Annotated in this window: 18 protein-coding genes; 9 read left to right on the top strand and 9 right to left on the bottom strand. The window is 67.3% G+C overall.

What is annotated here, in order from left to right; all coding sequences use genetic code 11:
• Positions 1-6: 6 nt before the first annotated feature.
• Entirely contained in the window at positions 7-1,149 is a 1,143-nt protein-coding gene (gene dapE / locus BLQ71_RS12105) for a succinyl-diaminopimelate desuccinylase (RefSeq protein ID WP_074621903.1), read from the bottom strand.
• 115 nt (positions 1,150-1,264) lie between these two features.
• On the opposite strand from dapE, the gene BLQ71_RS12100 reads away from it, so the two are divergent.
• Complete coding sequence (locus BLQ71_RS12100) at positions 1,265-2,305, top strand: Hint domain-containing protein (RefSeq protein WP_074621902.1); 1,041 nt, start codon at positions 1,265-1,267, stop codon at positions 2,303-2,305.
• Between the two features lie 3 nt (positions 2,306-2,308).
• On the opposite strand, the gene BLQ71_RS12095 is transcribed toward BLQ71_RS12100, so the two are convergent.
• Positions 2,309-2,629, bottom strand: coding sequence for a DUF8846 family protein (locus BLQ71_RS12095; protein ID WP_175459236.1), 321 nt, complete (start codon positions 2,627-2,629; stop codon positions 2,309-2,311).
• A 291-nt stretch (positions 2,630-2,920) separates the two neighbouring features.
• Here BLQ71_RS12095 and BLQ71_RS12090 point away from each other — a divergent pair, with 291 nt between their 5' ends.
• The gene (locus BLQ71_RS12090; RefSeq protein ID WP_074621900.1) at positions 2,921-4,159 is read left to right on the top strand and encodes an AAA family ATPase; all 1,239 of its coding nucleotides are present in this window, start codon (positions 2,921-2,923) and stop codon (positions 4,157-4,159) included.
• 102 nt (positions 4,160-4,261) lie between these two features.
• On the opposite strand, the gene BLQ71_RS12085 is transcribed toward BLQ71_RS12090, so the two are convergent.
• From BLQ71_RS12085 to BLQ71_RS12075, 3 genes are all read right to left on the bottom strand, one after another.
• Entirely contained in the window at positions 4,262-5,293 is a 1,032-nt protein-coding gene (locus tag BLQ71_RS12085) for a sodium:calcium antiporter (protein ID WP_074621899.1), read from the bottom strand.
• A 66-nt stretch (positions 5,294-5,359) separates the two neighbouring features.
• Positions 5,360-6,187 carry a 2,3,4,5-tetrahydropyridine-2,6-dicarboxylate N-succinyltransferase gene (gene dapD / locus BLQ71_RS12080; protein ID WP_043140638.1) on the bottom strand — a complete coding sequence of 276 codons (828 nt, stop codon included), beginning with the start codon at positions 6,185-6,187 and terminating at the stop codon, positions 5,360-5,362.
• A gap of 104 nt (positions 6,188-6,291) precedes the next feature.
• Positions 6,292-7,209, bottom strand: a complete 918-nt coding sequence (locus tag BLQ71_RS12075; protein ID WP_074621898.1) for a threonine/serine dehydratase — start codon at positions 7,207-7,209, stop codon at positions 6,292-6,294.
• A gap of 110 nt (positions 7,210-7,319) precedes the next feature.
• Here BLQ71_RS12075 and BLQ71_RS12070 point away from each other — a divergent pair, with 110 nt between their 5' ends.
• Positions 7,320-8,162 (top strand): LOG family protein, encoded by an 843-nt coding sequence (locus BLQ71_RS12070; protein WP_074621897.1) that lies wholly within the window; start codon positions 7,320-7,322, stop codon positions 8,160-8,162.
• 43 nt (positions 8,163-8,205) lie between these two features.
• Here the strand turns inward: BLQ71_RS12070 and BLQ71_RS12065 are convergent, their stop codons facing one another.
• A complete protein-coding gene (locus tag BLQ71_RS12065; protein WP_074621896.1) occupies positions 8,206-10,074 on the bottom strand; it encodes a nucleoside-diphosphate sugar epimerase/dehydratase in 1,869 nt (622 codons plus the stop codon).
• Between the two features lie 367 nt (positions 10,075-10,441).
• On the opposite strand from BLQ71_RS12065, the gene BLQ71_RS12060 reads away from it, so the two are divergent.
• On the top strand, positions 10,442-11,464 hold the full coding sequence (locus BLQ71_RS12060; protein WP_074621895.1) for an aspartate-semialdehyde dehydrogenase: 1,023 nt from the start codon (positions 10,442-10,444) through the stop codon (positions 11,462-11,464).
• Positions 11,465-11,588: 124 nt separating this feature from the next.
• Here the strand turns inward: BLQ71_RS12060 and BLQ71_RS12055 are convergent, their stop codons facing one another.
• Positions 11,589-12,041 (bottom strand): hypothetical protein, encoded by a 453-nt coding sequence (locus BLQ71_RS12055; RefSeq protein WP_133066152.1) that lies wholly within the window; start codon positions 12,039-12,041, stop codon positions 11,589-11,591.
• A gap of 132 nt (positions 12,042-12,173) precedes the next feature.
• Here BLQ71_RS12055 and BLQ71_RS12050 point away from each other — a divergent pair, with 132 nt between their 5' ends.
• The gene (locus tag BLQ71_RS12050; RefSeq protein WP_074621893.1) at positions 12,174-12,542 is read left to right on the top strand and encodes a hypothetical protein; all 369 of its coding nucleotides are present in this window, start codon (positions 12,174-12,176) and stop codon (positions 12,540-12,542) included.
• 62 nt (positions 12,543-12,604) lie between these two features.
• Here BLQ71_RS12050 and BLQ71_RS12045 read toward each other — a convergent pair whose 3' ends face one another.
• Positions 12,605-13,246, bottom strand: coding sequence for a carbonic anhydrase (locus BLQ71_RS12045; RefSeq protein WP_043140748.1), 642 nt, complete (start codon positions 13,244-13,246; stop codon positions 12,605-12,607).
• 146 nt (positions 13,247-13,392) lie between these two features.
• Here BLQ71_RS12045 and BLQ71_RS12040 point away from each other — a divergent pair, with 146 nt between their 5' ends.
• From BLQ71_RS12040 to speB, 4 genes are all read left to right on the top strand, one after another.
• Positions 13,393-13,773: a hypothetical protein gene (locus BLQ71_RS12040; protein WP_043140751.1), complete on the top strand. Its 381-nt coding sequence runs from the start codon at positions 13,393-13,395 to the stop codon at positions 13,771-13,773.
• Between the two features lie 72 nt (positions 13,774-13,845).
• Positions 13,846-15,237 carry a leucyl aminopeptidase family protein gene (locus tag BLQ71_RS12035; RefSeq protein WP_074621892.1) on the top strand — a complete coding sequence of 464 codons (1,392 nt, stop codon included), beginning with the start codon at positions 13,846-13,848 and terminating at the stop codon, positions 15,235-15,237.
• Positions 15,237-16,094 carry a C40 family peptidase gene (locus BLQ71_RS12030; protein ID WP_074621891.1) on the top strand — a complete coding sequence of 286 codons (858 nt, stop codon included), beginning with the start codon at positions 15,237-15,239 and terminating at the stop codon, positions 16,092-16,094. Before BLQ71_RS12035 ends, BLQ71_RS12030 begins: the two co-directional genes overlap by 1 nt.
• An 86-nt stretch (positions 16,095-16,180) precedes the next feature.
• Positions 16,181-17,134, top strand: coding sequence for an agmatinase (speB, locus tag BLQ71_RS12025; protein WP_074621890.1), 954 nt, complete (start codon positions 16,181-16,183; stop codon positions 17,132-17,134).
• A 32-nt stretch (positions 17,135-17,166) separates the two neighbouring features.
• Here the strand turns inward: speB and BLQ71_RS12020 are convergent, their stop codons facing one another.
• Entirely contained in the window at positions 17,167-17,508 is a 342-nt protein-coding gene (locus BLQ71_RS12020; RefSeq protein WP_043140761.1) for a DUF2794 domain-containing protein, read from the bottom strand.
• Positions 17,509-17,614: the final 106 nt, after the last annotated feature.

Here is a 17,614-nt window from a genome sequence, read left to right as displayed (position 1 = left end):
TGGCGGTCAGGCGAAATAGTCGCGCAGCATCCGGGTGTAGATCGCCTTGAGCTGGTGCACATGGGCGATCTCGACCCGTTCGTCGACCGCGTGCATGGTCTTGCCCACGAGGCCGAATTCCACCACCGGGCAGTGATCCTTGACGAACCGCGCATCCGACGTGCCGCCCGTGGTGGACATCTCTGGCGTGATGTTGGTTTCCACCGCGACCGCGCGCGACACGAGGTCGGACAGCGGTCCCGGCGGTGTGAGAAAGCTCTCACCCGAGATCTTGATCCGGACCTCGGTGGTGGTGTCGAATTCCGCGTCCACCCTTGCGGCCTCTTCGCGCAGCCAGTCGGACAGCGCGGCGCCCGTATGGGTGTCATTGAAGCGGATGTTGACCGTGCCGCGCGTCTGCGCCGGGATCACGTTGGTGGCCGGGTTGCCGGTGTCGATGGTGACGACGGCCAGGGTGGAGGGATCGAAATGTTCCGTGCCCTGGTCCAGTTCATGCGAGGCCAGCCTGTCCATCAGCCGCGCCATCGCGTGCATCGGGTTCACCGCGCGGTGGGGATAGGCGGAATGGCCCTGCTTGCCGGTGACGGTGAAATGGGCATTCATCGAGCCGCGCCGCCCGATCTTCATCATCTGGCCCATGTGGTCGGGGCAGGTGGGTTCGCCGACGATGCAGACGCTCATCTGTTCGTCGTTCTCGGACATCCAGTCGAGCAGGGCGGTGGTGCCGTCCACGGCATCGCCCTCTTCATCGCCGGTGATGGCCAGGATCAGGGCGCCGTCCGGGGGGGTGTCGGTGACATAGTCGATGGCAGCGGCGGCAAAGGCGGCGACGCCGGATTTCATGTCCGTGGCGCCCCGGCCATAGAGGAACCCGTCCTCGATCTCGGCGCCGAAAGGGGCGTGGGTCCAGTCGTCGGGGTTGCCGATGGGCACCACGTCCGTGTGCCCATTGAAGCCGAAGCTGCGGGCGTGGCCCTTGTCGCCCCAGCGGGCAAAGAGATTGCACACCTCGCCGCGATCGACACGGGTGCAGGCAAAGCCCGCGCCTTCCAGCAGGTCCTGCAACAGGACAAGGGCGCCGCCCTCTTCCGGCGTGACAGAGGGGCATTGCACGAGGCGGGCGGTAAGATCGACCGGATCGGTGGTCATCGGCGGCTCCTTGGTGTGACGTGGCACAGGGCTACCCCGCCCTGCGGCGCTTGGCAAATGGCGCGGGACGGGTGAGCGTGCTAGGCCTGTTGCACAGGGGCAAGAGTGGGGCGGCATGGGCTGGATTGCAGTGGCGGATGAGGGCGGTCGCTGGCTGCGGCAGGATTGGGCGGAGAGCCCGGCAGATCGCCTGCTGCCACGCGGAACGCTGATGGTGGAGGTGCCTGTCACCGGGGCCACCCGGCCCGAGCGGCTGGTGACGCTGGAGCGTGAAACGCCCTGGCCGGGGAGCCTGTCCCTGACGGCCCTGCCGGGCGAGGGACTTGCGCTGGTGGTGACGCAGGGCACCCAAGTGGTGCAGGCGGTGCTGCCGCTGGACCTGGACCGGCGCGAGGGCGGCTTGCGGATCACCTATGCCTGGGACAGCCCGGCGCGGCGGGGACGGGTCGCGGCGGAACGCACCGATGGCACGCTGCTGGCGCTCCGAGACATCGCGGCGCCGCCGCCGTTGCTGGCAGCGGATGCACAGGCGCTGGACGGACAGGGGCTGGCGCTGTGCGCGCTCAGCGAGGCGGTCGAGCCGCTGGGGCCGGTGCCGACGCTGGACGCGGCAACGCAGGTCGAGACACCGCAGGGCGCGCGGTCGGTGGCCGATCTGCGCTGTGGCGACACGGTATTGACGCGGAGCGGGGCGGTGGTGCCGGTGCTGGCGCCGCTGGAGCGCCGCGTTCCGGCGCGCGGATCGTTCCGCCCGGTGCGCCTGCGGGCGCCCTATTTCGGGCTGCGCGCGGACCTGGTGGTGGCGCCGGGGCAAAGCCTGGTCGTCTCCGGCACGGACGTCGCCTATCTTTTCGGCTGCGAGGCGGTGCTGGTGCCCGCCTCGGCGCTGGTGAACGGTCGCGCGGCGGTCTTCGAGGACACCGGGCCATTGGTGACATGGCACCAGCTGCTGCTGCCGGGGCACGAGGCGCTGGTGTCCGAAGGCGCCGGGATCGAGAGCCTTTACGTCGGACGACTGCGGCGCCGCCGCGAGATCCTGCGCGAAACCCTGCTGGCAGAGGTGCCGCCGGGGCTGATGCCGGAACATGGTGGCCGTTCGCTGAAAGCGCTGGCGCCCTTCGAGGCGATCACCCTGGCCGAGACCCGCGCCGCCTGACGATCAGTCGAAGAAGGGCGAGACCTGCGCCACGATCACCGCATTTTCTGCCAGCGCGCGATCCATCAGGGTCGCTTCGTCGTCGTCGATCTCGTGGCCCTGTGCCTCGCGTTCCTCGCGGGTGCCGTAGCCGGTGACATCCAGAGGCGCCATGTCGGCCTGTTTCAGGATGGCGACGGTTTCGCGCACGGCCTCTGCCTCGTCCACGCCGGAGGCGTAGCACATCAGGCCCGCGCCGGTTGCCTTGTCGGGCAGGCCATCGCCGGACTTGCGGCCGACCTCGACCAGCAGGGTGTAGACCTGTTGCGGTTTCTTGCCCGGCATATCCGCGCTCCTTCGTGGCATTACGCGCCGTGGGATGTGCCTTTGCGGGCGGGCTGTCAAGCCGGGGCCTGTGGCATTCCGGTCACGGCAGTGCGGGGCGTCGGGAAAACCTCACTTGGCCCGAATCGCGGGGTGGCGGTATCAGGGCGCATCCGAAACACCTCGACGGAAAGGAGGGCGCCTATGACAATCGAAAAGCTAGCCGCCCTCGCGGGCCCCATCCTTTAAGACCCGACTGCCCCCGTGCGGGGCTGATTTTCCAAGAGCGGCGCGTGATGCGCCGATGGTTTCATGGACAGTTTCCTGACAGATATGCTCACCCGCGCGGTGGGCAGCGATTTCTTTGCCGGTGGCCTTGCGCTGGGCGTCTTCGGGGCCGCGATCGGCATCCTGCGCATGGTCTATGGCATGGCCCGCGCGCAGGCGCGGCGCCGCTGGGCGGTGTCACTGACCGTCGACAACCGGTCCGAGGCCTACCGGCATCTCTATGTCTGGCTGGACCGCAAGGGTGTGCTTCGGCGCATCCGGCAGGTGCAGGCCACAGGTGTCCGCGCGGGCCGGGCCGAGATCTTTGCCCCCGCCGAGGGGCGCCACTGGTTCCTGCATGGCGGGCGGCTGTGTTCCTTTGAGCGGTCCCTGCGGGAAAAGACCCGTGTCGGCGGCGACGGCGGCCCGATGGAGGTGCTGACCGTGACCATGCTGTTCGGCCGGTCCGAGGTGCTGCGGAGCTGGGTCGACGATGGCGCCGCGATCTGCGCCGCCGAGGAAGAGCGTGCGCCGATCCTGCACGTCCTGCGGGGCGACTGGTGGGACCATGTCTGCGAGATGCCGCGCCGCGCGCTGGACACGATCCTGGCCGAGGACGACCGGATCGAGCGGCTGCGCGACGACATGGCCTGGTTCTACGGCAACGAGGATTGGTACCGGACGCGGGGCGTGCCCTGGCGGCGGGGCTACCTGCTGTACGGGCCGCCGGGCACCGGCAAGTCGAGCGTGATCCGCGCGCTGGCCAGCGACCTGGGCAAGGACCTGGCCAGTGTCAGCCTGGCGAGTCCCGGCCTGACGGACGAGGACCTGCGCAGTGGGCTGGCCTCGGCCCCCAAGGGCGCCTTCCTGGTGCTGGAGGACATCGACGCCAGCTTTGCCGGGCGTGGTCAGGGAGAGGCCCGGTCGGGCATCAGCTTTTCCGGTCTGCTCAATGCCATCGACGGGGTGGCGGCGCAGGAGGGGCGGGTTCTGGTCATGACCACCAACCACCCCGAGCGGCTGGACCCGGCGCTGATCCGTCCGGGACGGGCGGATGTGCATCTGGAACTCGGGCCGGTTCCGGCATCGGTCGCGGCGGACCTGTTCCGCCGGTTCTTCCCGGGGGAAGAGGCGCTGGCAAGGCGGTTCGCCGAGGCACTGGGGCCGCGCCGGGTGACACCGGCGGCATTGCAGGGCTGGCTGCTCAGCCATGCGCAGGACCCGGTGGCGGCCTCATCGGCAGAGGGATTGGTGGCCGGGGCCGAGGCCGTGGCGGCGGAGTAAGGGCAGGGGCGCGGGATGCGCCCTTGCCCCCCTGGAGATTGGATCGTGGAACCTGGCCGCACCCAGGGTCCAGAACTGAAAGCCTCGCCGGGATATGACGTCTCAGCCGCCGACCACCGCGAGGGCCACAGCCCCGCCGTAGATCAGGATCAGCAGAAGGCTCTCCAACCCGATCTGCGCGGGGCCGTGGCGTTGCCGCAGGATCAGCCCGGCCAAGAGGACGGCGGTCATCATCTGCCCCGTCACCAGCCAGTATAGGTCTTGCGTCCCCACCGCGTGATAGAGCGACCCCTCGCGGTAGGCGGTATCGGCGAAGACCAGGAACAGGGTGTCGAAGGTGTTGCCGCCGATGATCCCGCCAAGCGCCAGTTGCAGCGCCCCGCGCCGGGTGGCGGCCAGCGTCGTCACCAGTTCCGGCATCGAGGTGACGACAGCGGTGACCAGCGCGCCCACCAGCGTCGAGCCCATACCGAAGCGCGCGATCAGCGTCCCGCCGACCTGGCTGATGACCCAGCCGCAGAGGCCCAGGACCGCCACCAGCGCGGCGAATCCCAGCGCCGGTTTCAGGGCCGAGCGGTGCGGTTCGCTGCTGTCCTCTGGCGTATCGGTGCGGGTTTCGGGGGTCTGGACCGGCTGCCACATGGGTTCATCGCGCAGGCGTGCCGTCAGGTGCAACCCGCCGAGGTAGACCATGACCAGCAGGGGCGAGGCCGGGTGAATGCCCCAGAAGCTGATATTCGGTCCTGCGATTGCGGCCAGCGGCAGGCAGAGCAGCAGGATCAGCAGCACCGACTGGAACAGGTTGGCCGGCTCTGCGGCGGCATGTTCGAGATTGGCCTTGCGATAGGTCAGGTCGGCCAGCGCAAGGAACAGCGTCTGGGCGGCGATCCCGCCCACGGCGTTGGAAAAGGCGAAAGAGGCATCGCCGGAGGCCGCGGCGTTGATCGAGACGATGGTGCCTGCCAGCGAGGTGGCCGCGCCCAGGAGAACCGCGCCGACCAGCGCCTCGCCCATGCGGGTGCGGTCGGCCAGGATGTCGGCCAGGTCGGTGGCGCGGATGGCGGTGATCACGAGGACCGCCGCCGAACCGGCAAAGACCGCCAGCAGCGGCAGGAGAGAGAGGCTGGCGATCATGCCGGGCGGGGGAGGCGCGTGTCGGTCATGCGTCTTGAACCCGCCCGGCTGTCAGTGGTTCCGCGATCAGTCGCGGAGAAGTTCGTTGATGCCGGTCTTGGAGCGGGTCCGCTCGTCGACGCGCTTCACGATCACGGCGCAATAGAGGTTCAGGTTGTTCTTGGTCGGCATCGAGCCTGCAACCACCACCGAGTAAGGCGGCACCTCACCCATGAAGACCTCACCGGTTTCACGGTCGACGATCTTGGTGGACTGGCCGATGAAGACACCCATGCCCAGGACCGAGCCTTCGCGGACGATGCAGCCTTCGACCACTTCGGAGCGGGCGCCGATAAAGCAGTTGTCCTCGATGATGGTGGGGCCGGCCTGCATCGGTTCCAGCACGCCGCCGATACCGACGCCGCCCGACAGGTGCACGTTCTTGCCGATCTGCGCACAGGAGCCGACGGTGGCCCAGGTGTCGACCATCGTGCCCTCGTCGACATAGGCGCCGAGGTTCACGAAAGAGGGCATCAGCACCACGCCGGGCGCGATGAAGGCGGATTTGCGGACGATGGCATTGGGGACGGCGCGGAAGCCGCCGGCTTTCCATTCATTGTCGCCCCAGCCCTTGAACTTGCTGTCGACCTTGTCCCACCAGTGGCCGCCCTGCGGGCCGCCGTCCTGCTGTTCCATGTCCTTGAGGCGGAAGCCCAGCAGCACGGCCTTCTTGGCCCACTGGTTGACGTGCCAGTCGCCGTTGTCCTGGCGTTCGGCTACGCGGAGCTTGCCGCTGTCGAGCGCGTTCAGCGTGTCCTCGATCGCCTCGCGCGTTTCGCCGCCGGTCGAGGGCGTGATCTCGGCGCGGTTTTCCCAGGCGGCTTCGATGGCCGTTTCAAGTTGTGCGTTGGACATGCGGTCCTCTCCCCACGAAATATTGTTCCGAAGCCCTATAGCGGCCTTGCCCGGGTGGGACAATCCTATCCGCTGCCCCAGGGGCAGGCAGGTTTCCGGCGCAGTCAGCCCAGCGGGTCGGGCGCGATGTTGCCGCCGCAGACCAGCACTGCCACCCGTTCGCCTGGTTCGGGCACATAGGCGCCGCAGCGCAGGGCGGCGAGGGCCGTGGCACCTGCCGGTTCCACCAGCAGGCGGTGCGCCTGCCAGAGCGCGGCTTGCGCGTCGAGGATGGCGGCGTCGGGGACGGTGACGACCGGCGTGTCGAACTGCTGTGCGAGGCCAAAGCAGATGTCGCCGATGCGCCGCGCCCCCAGCGCGTTGGCCGCGACACCGGACACCGCCACGTCCACGGGCTTGCCCGCCGCCCGCGCGGCCTCCAGCGCGTTGCAGGGCACGGGTTCGACGGCGACGATCTTGCGCGCGCCTTGTGCCCAGGCCAGCGCGCCGGCGATCAGCCCGCCGCCGCCTACGGCGATCAGAACCGTGTCGGCGTCCAGCCCCTGCGCCTCCCACTCGCGCAGCAGGGTGCCCTGGCCCGCCACGGTCAGCGGCGCGTCATAGGCGTGGATCTGCATGGCGCCCTGTTCGTCCTCGTAACGGCGGGCCATGTCCAGCGCGTCGGCGTATTCGCCCGGCACCACGGTCAGCTCGGCCCCGGTGCGTTCGATAAGCGCGATCTTGGCGGGCCCTGCGATTTCCGGGACGAAGATGCCTGCCCGATGACCCAGCCGCTGCGCGGCAAAGGCCACAGCAGCACCGTGGTTGCCGCCCGAGGCCGCCACCACGCCACCCGCCGGCACATCCGAGGCGCGCAGGGTGTTGAAGGCCCCGCGCGCCTTGAAGCTGCCGGTGTGCTGGCACTGTTCCAGTTTCAGGCCGATGTCGCGGTCCCACAGGGCGTCGCTGTGCATGACCGGGGTCCGGACCGTGTAGCCCGCGATCCTGCCGGCGGCGTTTTCGATTTCCGATGTCCAGTCCATGTGCGGTCTCCTGCGGCAGGGGGCGCCGCCGGGCCGCGGGGGCACGCGGCAACTGGCGCTTCGGTCCGGCAGGCTATAGTCCTGAGAAGAGGCGAACAAGGAGCCGCGACATGAAAGAAGACCGCCGCAGCCCGCTGCGCGACGCCAACCTCGACCGGAGCACGGCCGAGCACGTCCCGCAGACCCCGCAGACGCAATCGCCCAGCTATCGGCTGGCCTTTGCGGACGTGGATTTCATGGGCCAGGAGGAATTGCGCCCGGTGCGTCTGCAGCTGGAACTGCTGAAGTTCGAGATGCTGATGGACCAGTACCAGATCGACTCGACCGTGGTGCTGTTCGGCGGGGCGCGCATCCCCGCGCCCGCGGACAAGGACAATGCGCGGACGCAGACACTGGCCGACCTGTCCCGCTTTTACGACGAGGCGCGCGAGTTTGCCCGGCTGATGACGCGCAAGTCCAAGGAGACGGGCAACCGCGAATACGTCGTCTGCACCGGCGGCGGGCCGGGCGTGATGGAGGCGGGCAACCTGGGCGCGCATGAAGAGGGGGGCGTTTCGGTCGGCCTGAACATCGTGTTGCCGCACGAGCAGGCGCCGAACCCCTATGTCACGCCGGAGCTGGCCTTCAACTTTCACTACTTCGCCATCCGCAAGATGCATTTCCTGATGCGGGCCAAGGCGATCTGCGTCTTTCCCGGCGGGTTCGGCACGCTGGACGAGCTGTTCGAGACGCTGACCCTGATCCAGACGGGGCGCATGCAGCGGGTGCCGATGCTGCTGTTCGGGCGCGCGTTCTGGGAGCGGATCATCAACTGGGATGCGCTGGCCGACGCGGGCACGATCAGCCGCGAGGACCTGGACCTGTTCCGCTATGTCGAGAATGCGGCCGAAGCGATGGAGATCGTCGAGACCTGGGGACCGCTGGACGCGCGGACGGACATTCCGGACCGCTAAGGCAAAGTCCACGGGGCGGGCCTGACGGCCCGTCCCGAACCGGTCAGACCGACTGCGCGGCCTCGTCCAGCTCTGCCTGTTCCACCCAGCGCAGGATGACGGCGCGGGCGGCGGACTCGTCGTAGGCCTCGATGGCCAGGCGCAGGTCCTTGAGCGCGGTGGCCATCTCGAATTCCGAGAGAAAGCTTTCCTGGGCGCGCAGGATCTTGGTGTGCGGCGTTGTCAGCATGTCGGGCGAGATCAGCAGTTCTTCGTGCAGTTTCTCACCCGGGCGCAGGCCGGTGATCTTGATTTCGATGTCGCCGTCCGGATTGTCATTGTCGCGGACAGAGAACCCCGCGCCCTCGATCATCTGGCGGGCCAGTTTGCGGATCGGGACCGGATCGCCCATGTCCAGCACAAAGACGTCACCGCCGCGGGCGAAGGACCCGGCCAGCAGGACCAGGCGCGCGGCCTCGGAGATCGTCATGAAATAGCGCGTCACCTGCGGATCGGTCAGCGTGACGGGACCGCCGCGTGCGATCTGTTCCTCGAACAGCGGGATGACCGACCCGGACGAGCCCAGCACGTTGCCGAAGCGCACCATCGAGAAGCGCGTGCCGGGGGTGCGGGCGGCGAGATCCTGGATCACCAGTTCGGCCAGGCGTTTGGACGCGCCCATGACATTGGTCGGGCGCACGGCCTTGTCGGTCGATACCAGGATGAACCGGTCGACCCCGGCGGCGCGCGATGCCTCTGCCAGAACCTTGGTGCCCAGCACGTTGTTGCGCAGGCCCGCCATGACGTTCTTTTCCACCAGCGGCAGATGCTTGTAGGCGGCGGCGTGCAGAACGACGTCGATGTCGTGTTCGATCAGGACGTCGCGCATCAGCTGTTCGTCCAGCACCGAGGCCAGAACGGGCACGATGTGCAGCCCGTCACCGATGTCACGCAGTTCCTTGTCGATGTTGTAGAGCGCCAGTTCCGAGTGATCGACCAGCACCACGCAGGCCGGTTTGCAGGCGATCAGCTGGCGGCAGAGTTCCGACCCGATGGACCCGCCCGCGCCGGAGACGAGGATGCGGCGGCCGGAATAGACGTGGCTGACGCCGGGCAGCTCGCTTTCCAGGCGGCTGCGCCCCAGAAGGTCCTGGATCGAGACCGGGCTGACCTGCTTGCGGATCTCGCCCTCGCCGACCATCGCGGCAAAGGAGGGCAGGGCGTGCACCTCGCAGCCGATGTGGCGCAGTTTATGCGCAATCCGGGCGATCGCGGGCTGGCTGATCGAGGGCATGGCCAGCACGACACGGTCGATGTCCTTGTCCAGCACCAGTTTCTTGAGGCTGGAGGGCGCGTGCACGCGCAGGCCCGAGACCATGAGGCTTTGCAGGGTCGGGTTGTCGTCGATGAAGGCGACCGGCAGGATCGCCTCGTCATGGCGGAGGGCCGCAACCAGCTGTTGCCCGGTCTGCCCGGCGCCGTAGATCAGCACCCGCATCCGGTCCTTGCCGTGACGGTAGACATGCAGGGTGAACTGGCGCAGGGCGATGCGCCATGTGGCTGACATGACCAGCAACAGCAGGCCGAAGATGACGAAGGCGCCCAGCGGCAGGCCGGTGCCCATCGCCGCGTTCAGGGCCAGGCCCAGCGCGGCCAGCAGGCCGGCATAGGTGGCGGTGCGGATGACTCCGCGCATTTCATAGGCATTCAGCGTGATCCGCGTCAGCCCCAGCCACCAGCCCAGGCCAACGGCCGTGACGTTGAGGATCAGCACCAATGGCAAGAGGGCTGAGACGGTCGTGCTGTCGGGGGTGACGGTTGCGGCCAGGACCAGGGCGGCGAACATGGCAAGCGGGACGACAATGGCATCCATCAGGATGAAGAGCGCCTGTTTCTGCGCCCGGGACAATGCCGTCACGATCTTGTAGAACATTCAGCCCTGTCCCTCGCTTATGGCCGTGCGAAGCTTATACCCAAGCTCAGACCCGAAATCGACGTGTGTCGAAGTGGGCCAGTTCGCCTGATGCGAGTGCTCCGTTTTTTCAACTCTTAGGTTACTGAACACCAAACAGGCAAGCTGCTTATTTCTGCAGTTGCGAGTACCGGCGGATTATCACTTGTCCCACATGCCGAATTTTTGGGCGCGTTCCGGTGGATCAGGTGGCCCTTTGCGCGCTTCTGAAGCGTTTGTGACGCCGATGGGGGCTTTCGCCCATGCTGCACCTGCGATAAGTACCGCGCCAGTCCGCCGGCGGGGCATTCCGCCTGCTTCCGGCGGCGCAGATCCAGAGGAGGGCCAGATGGGCTACCGTATTGTCGTCGTAGGCGCCACGGGCAACGTGGGCCGCGAGATGCTCAACATCCTCGCCGAACGGGCGTTCCCCGTCGACGAGATTGCCGTGCTTGCGTCGCGAAAATCGCTGGGCACCGAGGTGAGCTTTGGCGACAAGACCCTCAAGACCCAGGACCTTGCCACCTTCGACTTCACCGGCTGGGACATGGCGCTGTTCGCCGTGGGTTCGGGGCCGACCAAGGAATTCGCCCCCAAGGCCGCGGCCGCGGGCTGCGTGGTGATCGACAACTCGTCGCTCTACCGCTACGACCCGGACGTGCCGCTGATCGTGCCCGAGGTGAATGCCGACGCGGTCATGGGCTATACCAAGAAGAACATCATCGCGAACCCGAACTGCTCGACCGCGCAGATGGTCGTGGCGCTGAAGCCGCTGCATGACCGCGCCAAGATCAAGCGCGTCGTCGTGTCGACCTACCAGTCGGTCTCCGGCGCCGGCAAGGAAGGCATGGACGAGCTGTGGGACCAGACCAAGGCGGTCTACAACCCGACAGACGAGGTCGCGCCGAAGAAGTTCCAGAAGCAGATCGCCTTCAACGTCATTCCGCATATCGACGTCTTCATGGAAGACGGTTCGACCAAGGAAGAGTGGAAGATGGTCGCCGAGACCAAGAAGATCGTCGATCCGTCGATCAAGGTCACGGCCACCTGCGTGCGCGTTCCGGTCTTTGTCGGCCACGCCGAGTCGATCAACCTGGAGTTCGAGGACTACCTCGACGAGGACGAGGCGCGCGACATCCTGCGCGAGGCGCCCGGCATCATGGTGATCGACAAGCGCGAGGACGGTGGTTACGTCACGCCGGTCGAATGCGTGGGCGATTTCGCCACCTTCATCAGCCGCATCCGCCAGGACTCGACCATCGACAACGGTCTGAACCTGTGGTGCGTCAGCGACAACCTGCGCAAGGGCGCGGCGCTGAATGCGGTGCAGATCGCCGAGGTGCTGGGCCAGAAGGCGCTCAAGAAAGGGTGATTTGAGGCGCCGCGCGACGGCGCGGCGGCACCTCCGGCGGAGGTTTCCCAGGTCACGGGCCGCGTTCCGGCCATAGGCATCAACAGAACCCGCGCCACGTGCGCGGGTTCTTTCGTATCCGGGGCTATCCCGCGGGCCGCAGAGCGTCCCGTTCCGTGGCGTGTGCCGTGTCCGGTATCCAGCTGTTGGCATGGGCGGGGAAGGCGCGCCCGAACCTCCTGGCCAGTGCCTCGGCGCATTGGTCCAGAGCCGCAAGCGTACAGATCCGCTGCCCTCCCGGTTGGTGGTATAGCACGAGCCCCTCCACCGATTGGCGCAGGCGGTAGCCCTTGAGCAGCAGCCGGCCCTGGAGTTCGGGCCAACTGCGCGCCCTGGCGAAATCCGGTGACAGCCTGTCCCGAAGGCACGCGGCCAACGCGGGACCGGGGGCGGCCCTGTGTGCGGCCGCGTCCCGGACCGTGCGGGTCAATGCCTTTTGCAGGAGGTGATCCAACGTCGTGCCCTGCCGGGCCGACAGGCGGGTCGCCGCATCGTGCAGGGGACGCGGCAGGCGCAGGGTGATTTCCGTCTCTTCCATGCTGTTACCGTGCCGCACGCATGGTTAACGCCCGGTTTTCCTTTCGTGTCGAATTCTGGGCGGGCGGCCGGAGTTGCCCAAGTTTTGCCGCAATTCGGTGCCACGCTTTCTGGATCGGCAAGGAGACGTAGGATGTTTCACACTGCCATACCGCAGGCCAATTGGCCGAATGCCCCCCGGACATCCGGCCTGCCCAGGCCTCTGGACAGTGAGGCCCTGTCGCTGCTGCGATTGTTCCTGACGCCGATCCTGGAACGCGCCGCCAGTTGGCAGGCCCTTCATGAACAGCTCTGCGCCAAGGGGTTCCGGCTGGTCTTTCGCCGGGGCCACATGGTCATCCTGAACGACACCGGCGAGGGGCTTTGCACCGGCAGCGACCTGGGTGTCCCCCTGGCCACCATTTCGGCCCGGATCGGGCGGCCCTGCGTTCGCGCGCATCGGACCGGACAGACCGGCGAACTGGATCTGCCGCGCGCTGCGGCCCGTGCGGCCCGCGCCTAAAGGGCGGAAACGAAAAGGCCCGGACACAGCCGGGCCAAAAGACGGTTTGTGTGAGGCCGGCGTCAGACCGGGACGAACTGGCCGGACTTGCCGTCGAGGTTCTGCAACTCGCCGCTGCCGATATCGACCCAGAGACCGTGAAGACCCAGCTTGCCCGCCTCGACCGCCTCGCGCACGAAGGGGAAGGTCATCAGGTTGCGCAGCGACACGGAAACGGCCTCGCGTTCCAGGGCGTGCGGCATGTCCGCGTCGCCCTTCACCGCCTCGTATCCGGGGCGCAGGATGTCCATCCAGCGGCCGACGAAGCTGCCGGTTTCCTCCAGTTCGGGGGCGCGGCCTTCGCACATGTCCAGACATCCCTGCACACCGCCACAGCTGGAATGTCCCAGCACGATCAGATGCGCGACCTTGAGCGCCATGACCGCGTATTCCACGGCCGCCGAGGTGCCGTGGTGCTGGCCATCGGGTTCGTAGACGGGCACCAGGTTGGCGATGTTGCGGTGAATGAAGAACTCGCCCTGATCCGCGCCGAAGATCGACGTCACGTGGACTCGCGAATCGCAGCAGGAAATCACCATCGCCCGCGGCCGCTGGCCTTCATCGGCAAGACGGCGGTACCAGGCACTGTTTTCAGCGTGCGTGGTGGCTTTCCAGCCATGATAGCGCTGCAGTAGAAATCCGGGCAGGGGGCGAGCGAATTCCATGAAATCCTCCGGTCGTCGCAAGGGTTCGGTCCAACTACGATGAATTCACGGGAAATTCGAGCGAAAACACGTCTCTGGAATAACCTTTTGAGAACCCCGCCGAGGGCATGTTGCGCCCTGCGTGGGGCACTTGAATGGGGTGAGATGTGAAAGAGGTTACCTATCTGGCACCGGCGGAACGACCCGCCGTTGATCCGGCGCAGATCGAGACGCTGTGCACCGATCTGGGCAGACCGGCGGCCGAAGACGTGGTTTGCCGCGCGATGGAGGAACTGGCACAGCGTATGTGCCTTATCCAGACCCAGGCCCTGAAAGGGCCGCGCGAGGACATGCACAAGGGGCTGCGCGCCCTTGCGGCGATTGCCGACCAGATCGGCCTGTGTTCGCTGAGCGAGGTGGCCCATGATGTCATGGCCTGTATCGAGCTGGGCGACGCGGTGGCCGAAGCGGCGACATTGGCCCGGCTGGCGCGGGTGGGCGAACGCTCGTTGACCGAGCTCTGGGATCTCAACGAGTTCACCGTCTGAACGGGTCGTGAAATCCGCTTGCGGCGGGCGGCGCAGGCAATAGGCTGGCGGCACCTTGTTACAGGAGCCTCCATGCCCGTGTCCTTTGCCACGCCCGATACTTCCCCCCTGCCGCTCTACGTGATCGAAGCCGATGCCTTGGCCGCCTGGCTGGACGGGCAGGACGCACCGACACGCGCCTGGGTCGAGGCCAGCGGCTTTGCCGGCGGGCTGGGCACGGCGCTGATGCTGCCGGGGCCGGATGGCACGCCGGTGGGGGCGCTTGCGGGCTACGGCAGTTCCGACGCGCGCGCGCGCCATCGGTTCCCGCTGGCCGGTGCGATCCCGGGGCTGGCGCCGGGGAGTTACCGGATTGCCTCCGGCCTGCCGCCGGAATGCGCGGCGACCGAGGCGCTGGGCTGGCTGCTGTCGGGGTATTCCTACGGTCGCTACCGCGAACAGGGGGGGCGCGAACGGACGCTTGTCGCGCCCGAGGGCATCGACCCCCGCCGGATCGAGATCCTGGCAGAGGCCGAGACGCTGACCCGCGATCTGGTGAACACGCCGGCCTCGGACATGGGGCCGGAGGCGCTGGAGGCCGAGGTGCGGGCGCTGGCAGGCCGGTTCAGTGCCGAGGTCGCGGTCATCGCAGGCGACGACCTGCTGTCGGAAAAGACATATTTCCCGATGATCCACGCGGTAGGCCGCGCCGCCGGGCAGGTGCCGCGGCTGATCGACATGCGCTGGGGCCGTTCGGGGCCTATGCTGACGCTGGTCGGCAAGGGGGTCTGTTTCGACACCGGGGGGCTGAACCTGAAACCCGGCGGTTCGATGGGGCTGATGAAAAAGGACATGGGCGGTGCGGCCAATACCATCGGGCTGGCGCAGGCGATCATGGCGCTGGACCTGCGGCTGCGGCTGCGGCTGCTGATCCCGGCGGTGGAAAACAGCGTATCCGGCCACAGCTTCCGCCCCGGCGACATCCTGCAGTCACGCAAGGGGCTGACGGTCGAGATCAACAATACCGACGCCGAGGGGCGGTTGGTGCTGGCAGATGCACTGGCCTATGGCGACGAGGAAACGCCGGACCTGATGATCTCGATGGCGACGCTGACCGGGGCGGCCCGCGTGGCCGTGGGGCCGGACCTGGCGCCTTTCTACACCGATGCCGAGGATTTTGCCGGCGCGCTGGCGGGTGCTGCCCCCGGTGCCGCAGACCCGGTCTGGCGGTTGCCCTTCCACGCGCCCTACGAGGCAATGATCGAACCGGGCATCGCCGACCTCGACAACGCGCCGTCGGGCGGCTTTGCCGGCTCGATCACCGCCGCGCTGTTCCTGCGCCGCTTCACCGGGCAGGCCGCACGCTACGCGCATTTCGACATTTATTCCTGGCAGCCCAAGCCCGAACCGGGCCGTGCCAAGGGCGGGCTGATGCAGGGCCCGCGGGCGATCCTCGATGCGCTGCCGCAGGTTCTGAACCTCTGATGGACCGCCGCCTGACGCCCTTCAATGGCCGGGTGGCCCATGTCTCGCTGACAGGGCAAGTCGAGGCGGACCGTTTCGTCGAGGGCGAGCGGCACCGGATCGCTGCCCCCATCGCGGACCTGCTGACAAAACCCAAGGGCGCCCGCGACCGGCAGTTGCTGCGCGGCGCGCCGTTTCAGGTTCTGGAACTGGCAGACGGCTGGGCCTACGGGTTCGCGGAACGGGACGGCTACGTGGGCTGGGTCGCGGCCAGCGATCTGGTCGGGATACCCAAGGAACCCGAGACCCACCGTATCGCCAGCGCTCGGAGCTATGGCAAAACCACCCCAGGTCTCAAGCAGATGGGGCAAATCACGCCACTGTCACTGGGAACCCGACTGGCCGTTATCGAAGAAATCGACGGCTGGGCGCGGGTCGCCTGGGCTCGGGGGGCCACCCCGCGTGATCTGTACATCCCGGGCCAACACCTTGCGCCTGTCGACCATCCAGAGGCCGATCCCGTCGCCGTGGCCGAACGGCTCCTCAACACCCCCTATCTCTGGGGAGGCAACAGCGCCTTGGGCATCGACTGTTCAGGCCTCGTCCAGATCGCGCTGCACGCCTGCGGGCAAGACTGCCCCGGCGACAGCGACATGCAAGAGGCACTGGGCCGGGCCCTGCCCCCCGGCACGCCTCCCGAACGCGGCGACCTGATGTTCTGGAAGGGCCATGTGGCCTGGGTCGCGGACCCCGACACGCTGATCCATGCCAATGCCTACCACATGGCCGTCGCCTACGAGCCGATCAAAGAGGCCATATCCCGCATCCGGCAACAGGGAGATGGCCCCGTCACCCGCCACGCCCGCTTGACCGCCTGAGTACGCCCCTGTCTTCTTCTTGGTGAAAATACTCCCGGGGAGCGCGAGGGGCTGGCCCCTCGCCCCCGCAACGACTGGAGCCTGCAATGTCCGACCCGTTCTTTCACCCCGTCTCCGGTTTCGACCTGCCGCGCTTTGCCGGGGTGCCGACCTTCATGCGCCTGCCACACCTGACGCCGGACCACCCGCGGTTCAAGGATGTGCAGATCGGCCTTGTCGGCGTGCCCTGGGACAGTGGCACCACCAACCGTCCCGGGCCGCGTCACGGCCCGCGTCAGTTGCGCGATGCCTCGACCATGATCCGGGCCCAGCACGCGGCGAACGGCGTGCGCCCCTTCGAGGCAGCCAATTGCGCCGATCTTGGCGATGTCGGGCCGAACCCGGCGGACATCCCCGACAGCATGGCGCGCATCACCGCCTTTTACACGCAGCTGCGGCAGGCGGGCATTCGGCCGCTGACGGCGGGTGGCGACCACCTGACCTCGCTTCCGGTCCTGCGGGCGCTGGCCAAGGACGGTCCGCTGGGCATGGTGCATTTCGACAGCCACACGGATCTCTTCCACAGTTATTTCGGGGGCACGATGTACACGCATGGCACGCCCTTCCGCCGGGCCGTCGAAGAGGGATTGCTGGATCCGAAACGGGTCATCCAGATCGGCATTCGCGGCACGATGTACGATTCCGAGGACCGCGATTTCGCCGCCGCGAACGGCATCCGCATCGTCCCGATCGAGGAGTTCTTTGCCCGTGGCGTGGCCGAGGTCATGGAAGAGGCGCGCGCAACCGTGGGCAGCGCGCCCTGTTACGTCAGCTACGACATCGACTTTGTCGATCCGACCTTTGCGCCCGGGACCGGCACGCCGGAAGTGGGCGGCCCCAACAGTTACCAGGCGTTGCAGGTTTGCCGAGAACTGGAAGGGCTGGACATCGTAGGCGCGGACCTGGTCGAGGTCTCTCCGCCCTTCGATCAATCCGGCGGAACCGCCTTCCTGGGCGTGTCGATCATGTTCGAACTGCTTTGCGCCATGCTGGCCAAGTGACGGCTTGGGGCAGGGCGGTGCCCTGCCTGTCCCTAGTCGACCGGGCGGATCAGCTTGCGTTCCAGCACCCGCAGCACGGTCTTGAGGTCGTGGCCACGTTTCAGGACCTGCCCCTCCATCCCGTAGACCGCGTATTCGCCCTGTTTATTGCGCAGCTTCGGGCGTTTCTCGATCCGGTAAAGCGGGTGTTCGGCGGTGCGGCGAAAAACCGAGAAGACAGCCACCTCTCGCAGGCTGGAAATCCCGTAGTCGCGCCATTCGCCGGCGGCGACCATGCGTCCATAGAGCGATAGGATGACGTTGAGCTCGGGCCGCTGAAAGGCGACCACCTCATGCGCGGACCCTTGGCCGGGGAAGGGCGTCAAGCTGTTCATACCCTCAGAGTTGCGCCCTTCCGGCAATAAATCAAGGGGGTGGATGGAGGTTCAGAAATTACTTGACCGAGCGGTCGGTTTTGGGCAGTGTCGCGCCACCGAGGGA

The organism is Antarctobacter albus (genome assembly GCF_900101505.1).
Taxonomy (GTDB): Bacteria; Pseudomonadota; Alphaproteobacteria; order Rhodobacterales; family Rhodobacteraceae; genus Antarctobacter; species Antarctobacter albus.
The sequence above is the reverse complement of the archived record's forward strand: the minus strand, read 5'-3'. Positions and strand labels throughout refer to the sequence as shown.

Coding starts and splice junctions, on each gene's coding strand:
- dapE (WP_074621903.1), bottom strand. CDS start 1,149: ATGACCACCGATCCGGTCGATCTTACCGCCCGCCTCGTGCAATGCCCC.
- BLQ71_RS12100 (WP_074621902.1), top strand. CDS start 1,265: ATGGGCTGGATTGCAGTGGCGGATGAGGGCGGTCGCTGGCTGCGGCAG.
- BLQ71_RS12095 (WP_175459236.1), bottom strand. CDS start 2,629: ATGCCGGGCAAGAAACCGCAACAGGTCTACACCCTGCTGGTCGAGGTC.
- BLQ71_RS12090 (WP_074621900.1), top strand. CDS start 2,921: ATGGACAGTTTCCTGACAGATATGCTCACCCGCGCGGTGGGCAGCGAT.
- BLQ71_RS12085 (WP_074621899.1), bottom strand. CDS start 5,293: ATGATCGCCAGCCTCTCTCTCCTGCCGCTGCTGGCGGTCTTTGCCGGT.
- dapD (WP_043140638.1), bottom strand. CDS start 6,187: ATGTCCAACGCACAACTTGAAACGGCCATCGAAGCCGCCTGGGAAAAC.
- BLQ71_RS12075 (WP_074621898.1), bottom strand. CDS start 7,209: ATGGACTGGACATCGGAAATCGAAAACGCCGCCGGCAGGATCGCGGGC.
- BLQ71_RS12070 (WP_074621897.1), top strand. CDS start 7,320: ATGAAAGAAGACCGCCGCAGCCCGCTGCGCGACGCCAACCTCGACCGG.
- BLQ71_RS12065 (WP_074621896.1), bottom strand. CDS start 10,074: ATGTTCTACAAGATCGTGACGGCATTGTCCCGGGCGCAGAAACAGGCG.
- BLQ71_RS12060 (WP_074621895.1), top strand. CDS start 10,442: ATGGGCTACCGTATTGTCGTCGTAGGCGCCACGGGCAACGTGGGCCGC.
- BLQ71_RS12055 (WP_133066152.1), bottom strand. CDS start 12,041: ATGGAAGAGACGGAAATCACCCTGCGCCTGCCGCGTCCCCTGCACGAT.
- BLQ71_RS12050 (WP_074621893.1), top strand. CDS start 12,174: ATGTTTCACACTGCCATACCGCAGGCCAATTGGCCGAATGCCCCCCGG.
- BLQ71_RS12045 (WP_043140748.1), bottom strand. CDS start 13,246: ATGGAATTCGCTCGCCCCCTGCCCGGATTTCTACTGCAGCGCTATCAT.
- BLQ71_RS12035 (WP_074621892.1), top strand. CDS start 13,846: ATGCCCGTGTCCTTTGCCACGCCCGATACTTCCCCCCTGCCGCTCTAC.
- BLQ71_RS12030 (WP_074621891.1), top strand. CDS start 15,237: ATGGACCGCCGCCTGACGCCCTTCAATGGCCGGGTGGCCCATGTCTCG.
- speB (WP_074621890.1), top strand. CDS start 16,181: ATGTCCGACCCGTTCTTTCACCCCGTCTCCGGTTTCGACCTGCCGCGC.
- BLQ71_RS12020 (WP_043140761.1), bottom strand. CDS start 17,508: ATGAACAGCTTGACGCCCTTCCCCGGCCAAGGGTCCGCGCATGAGGTG.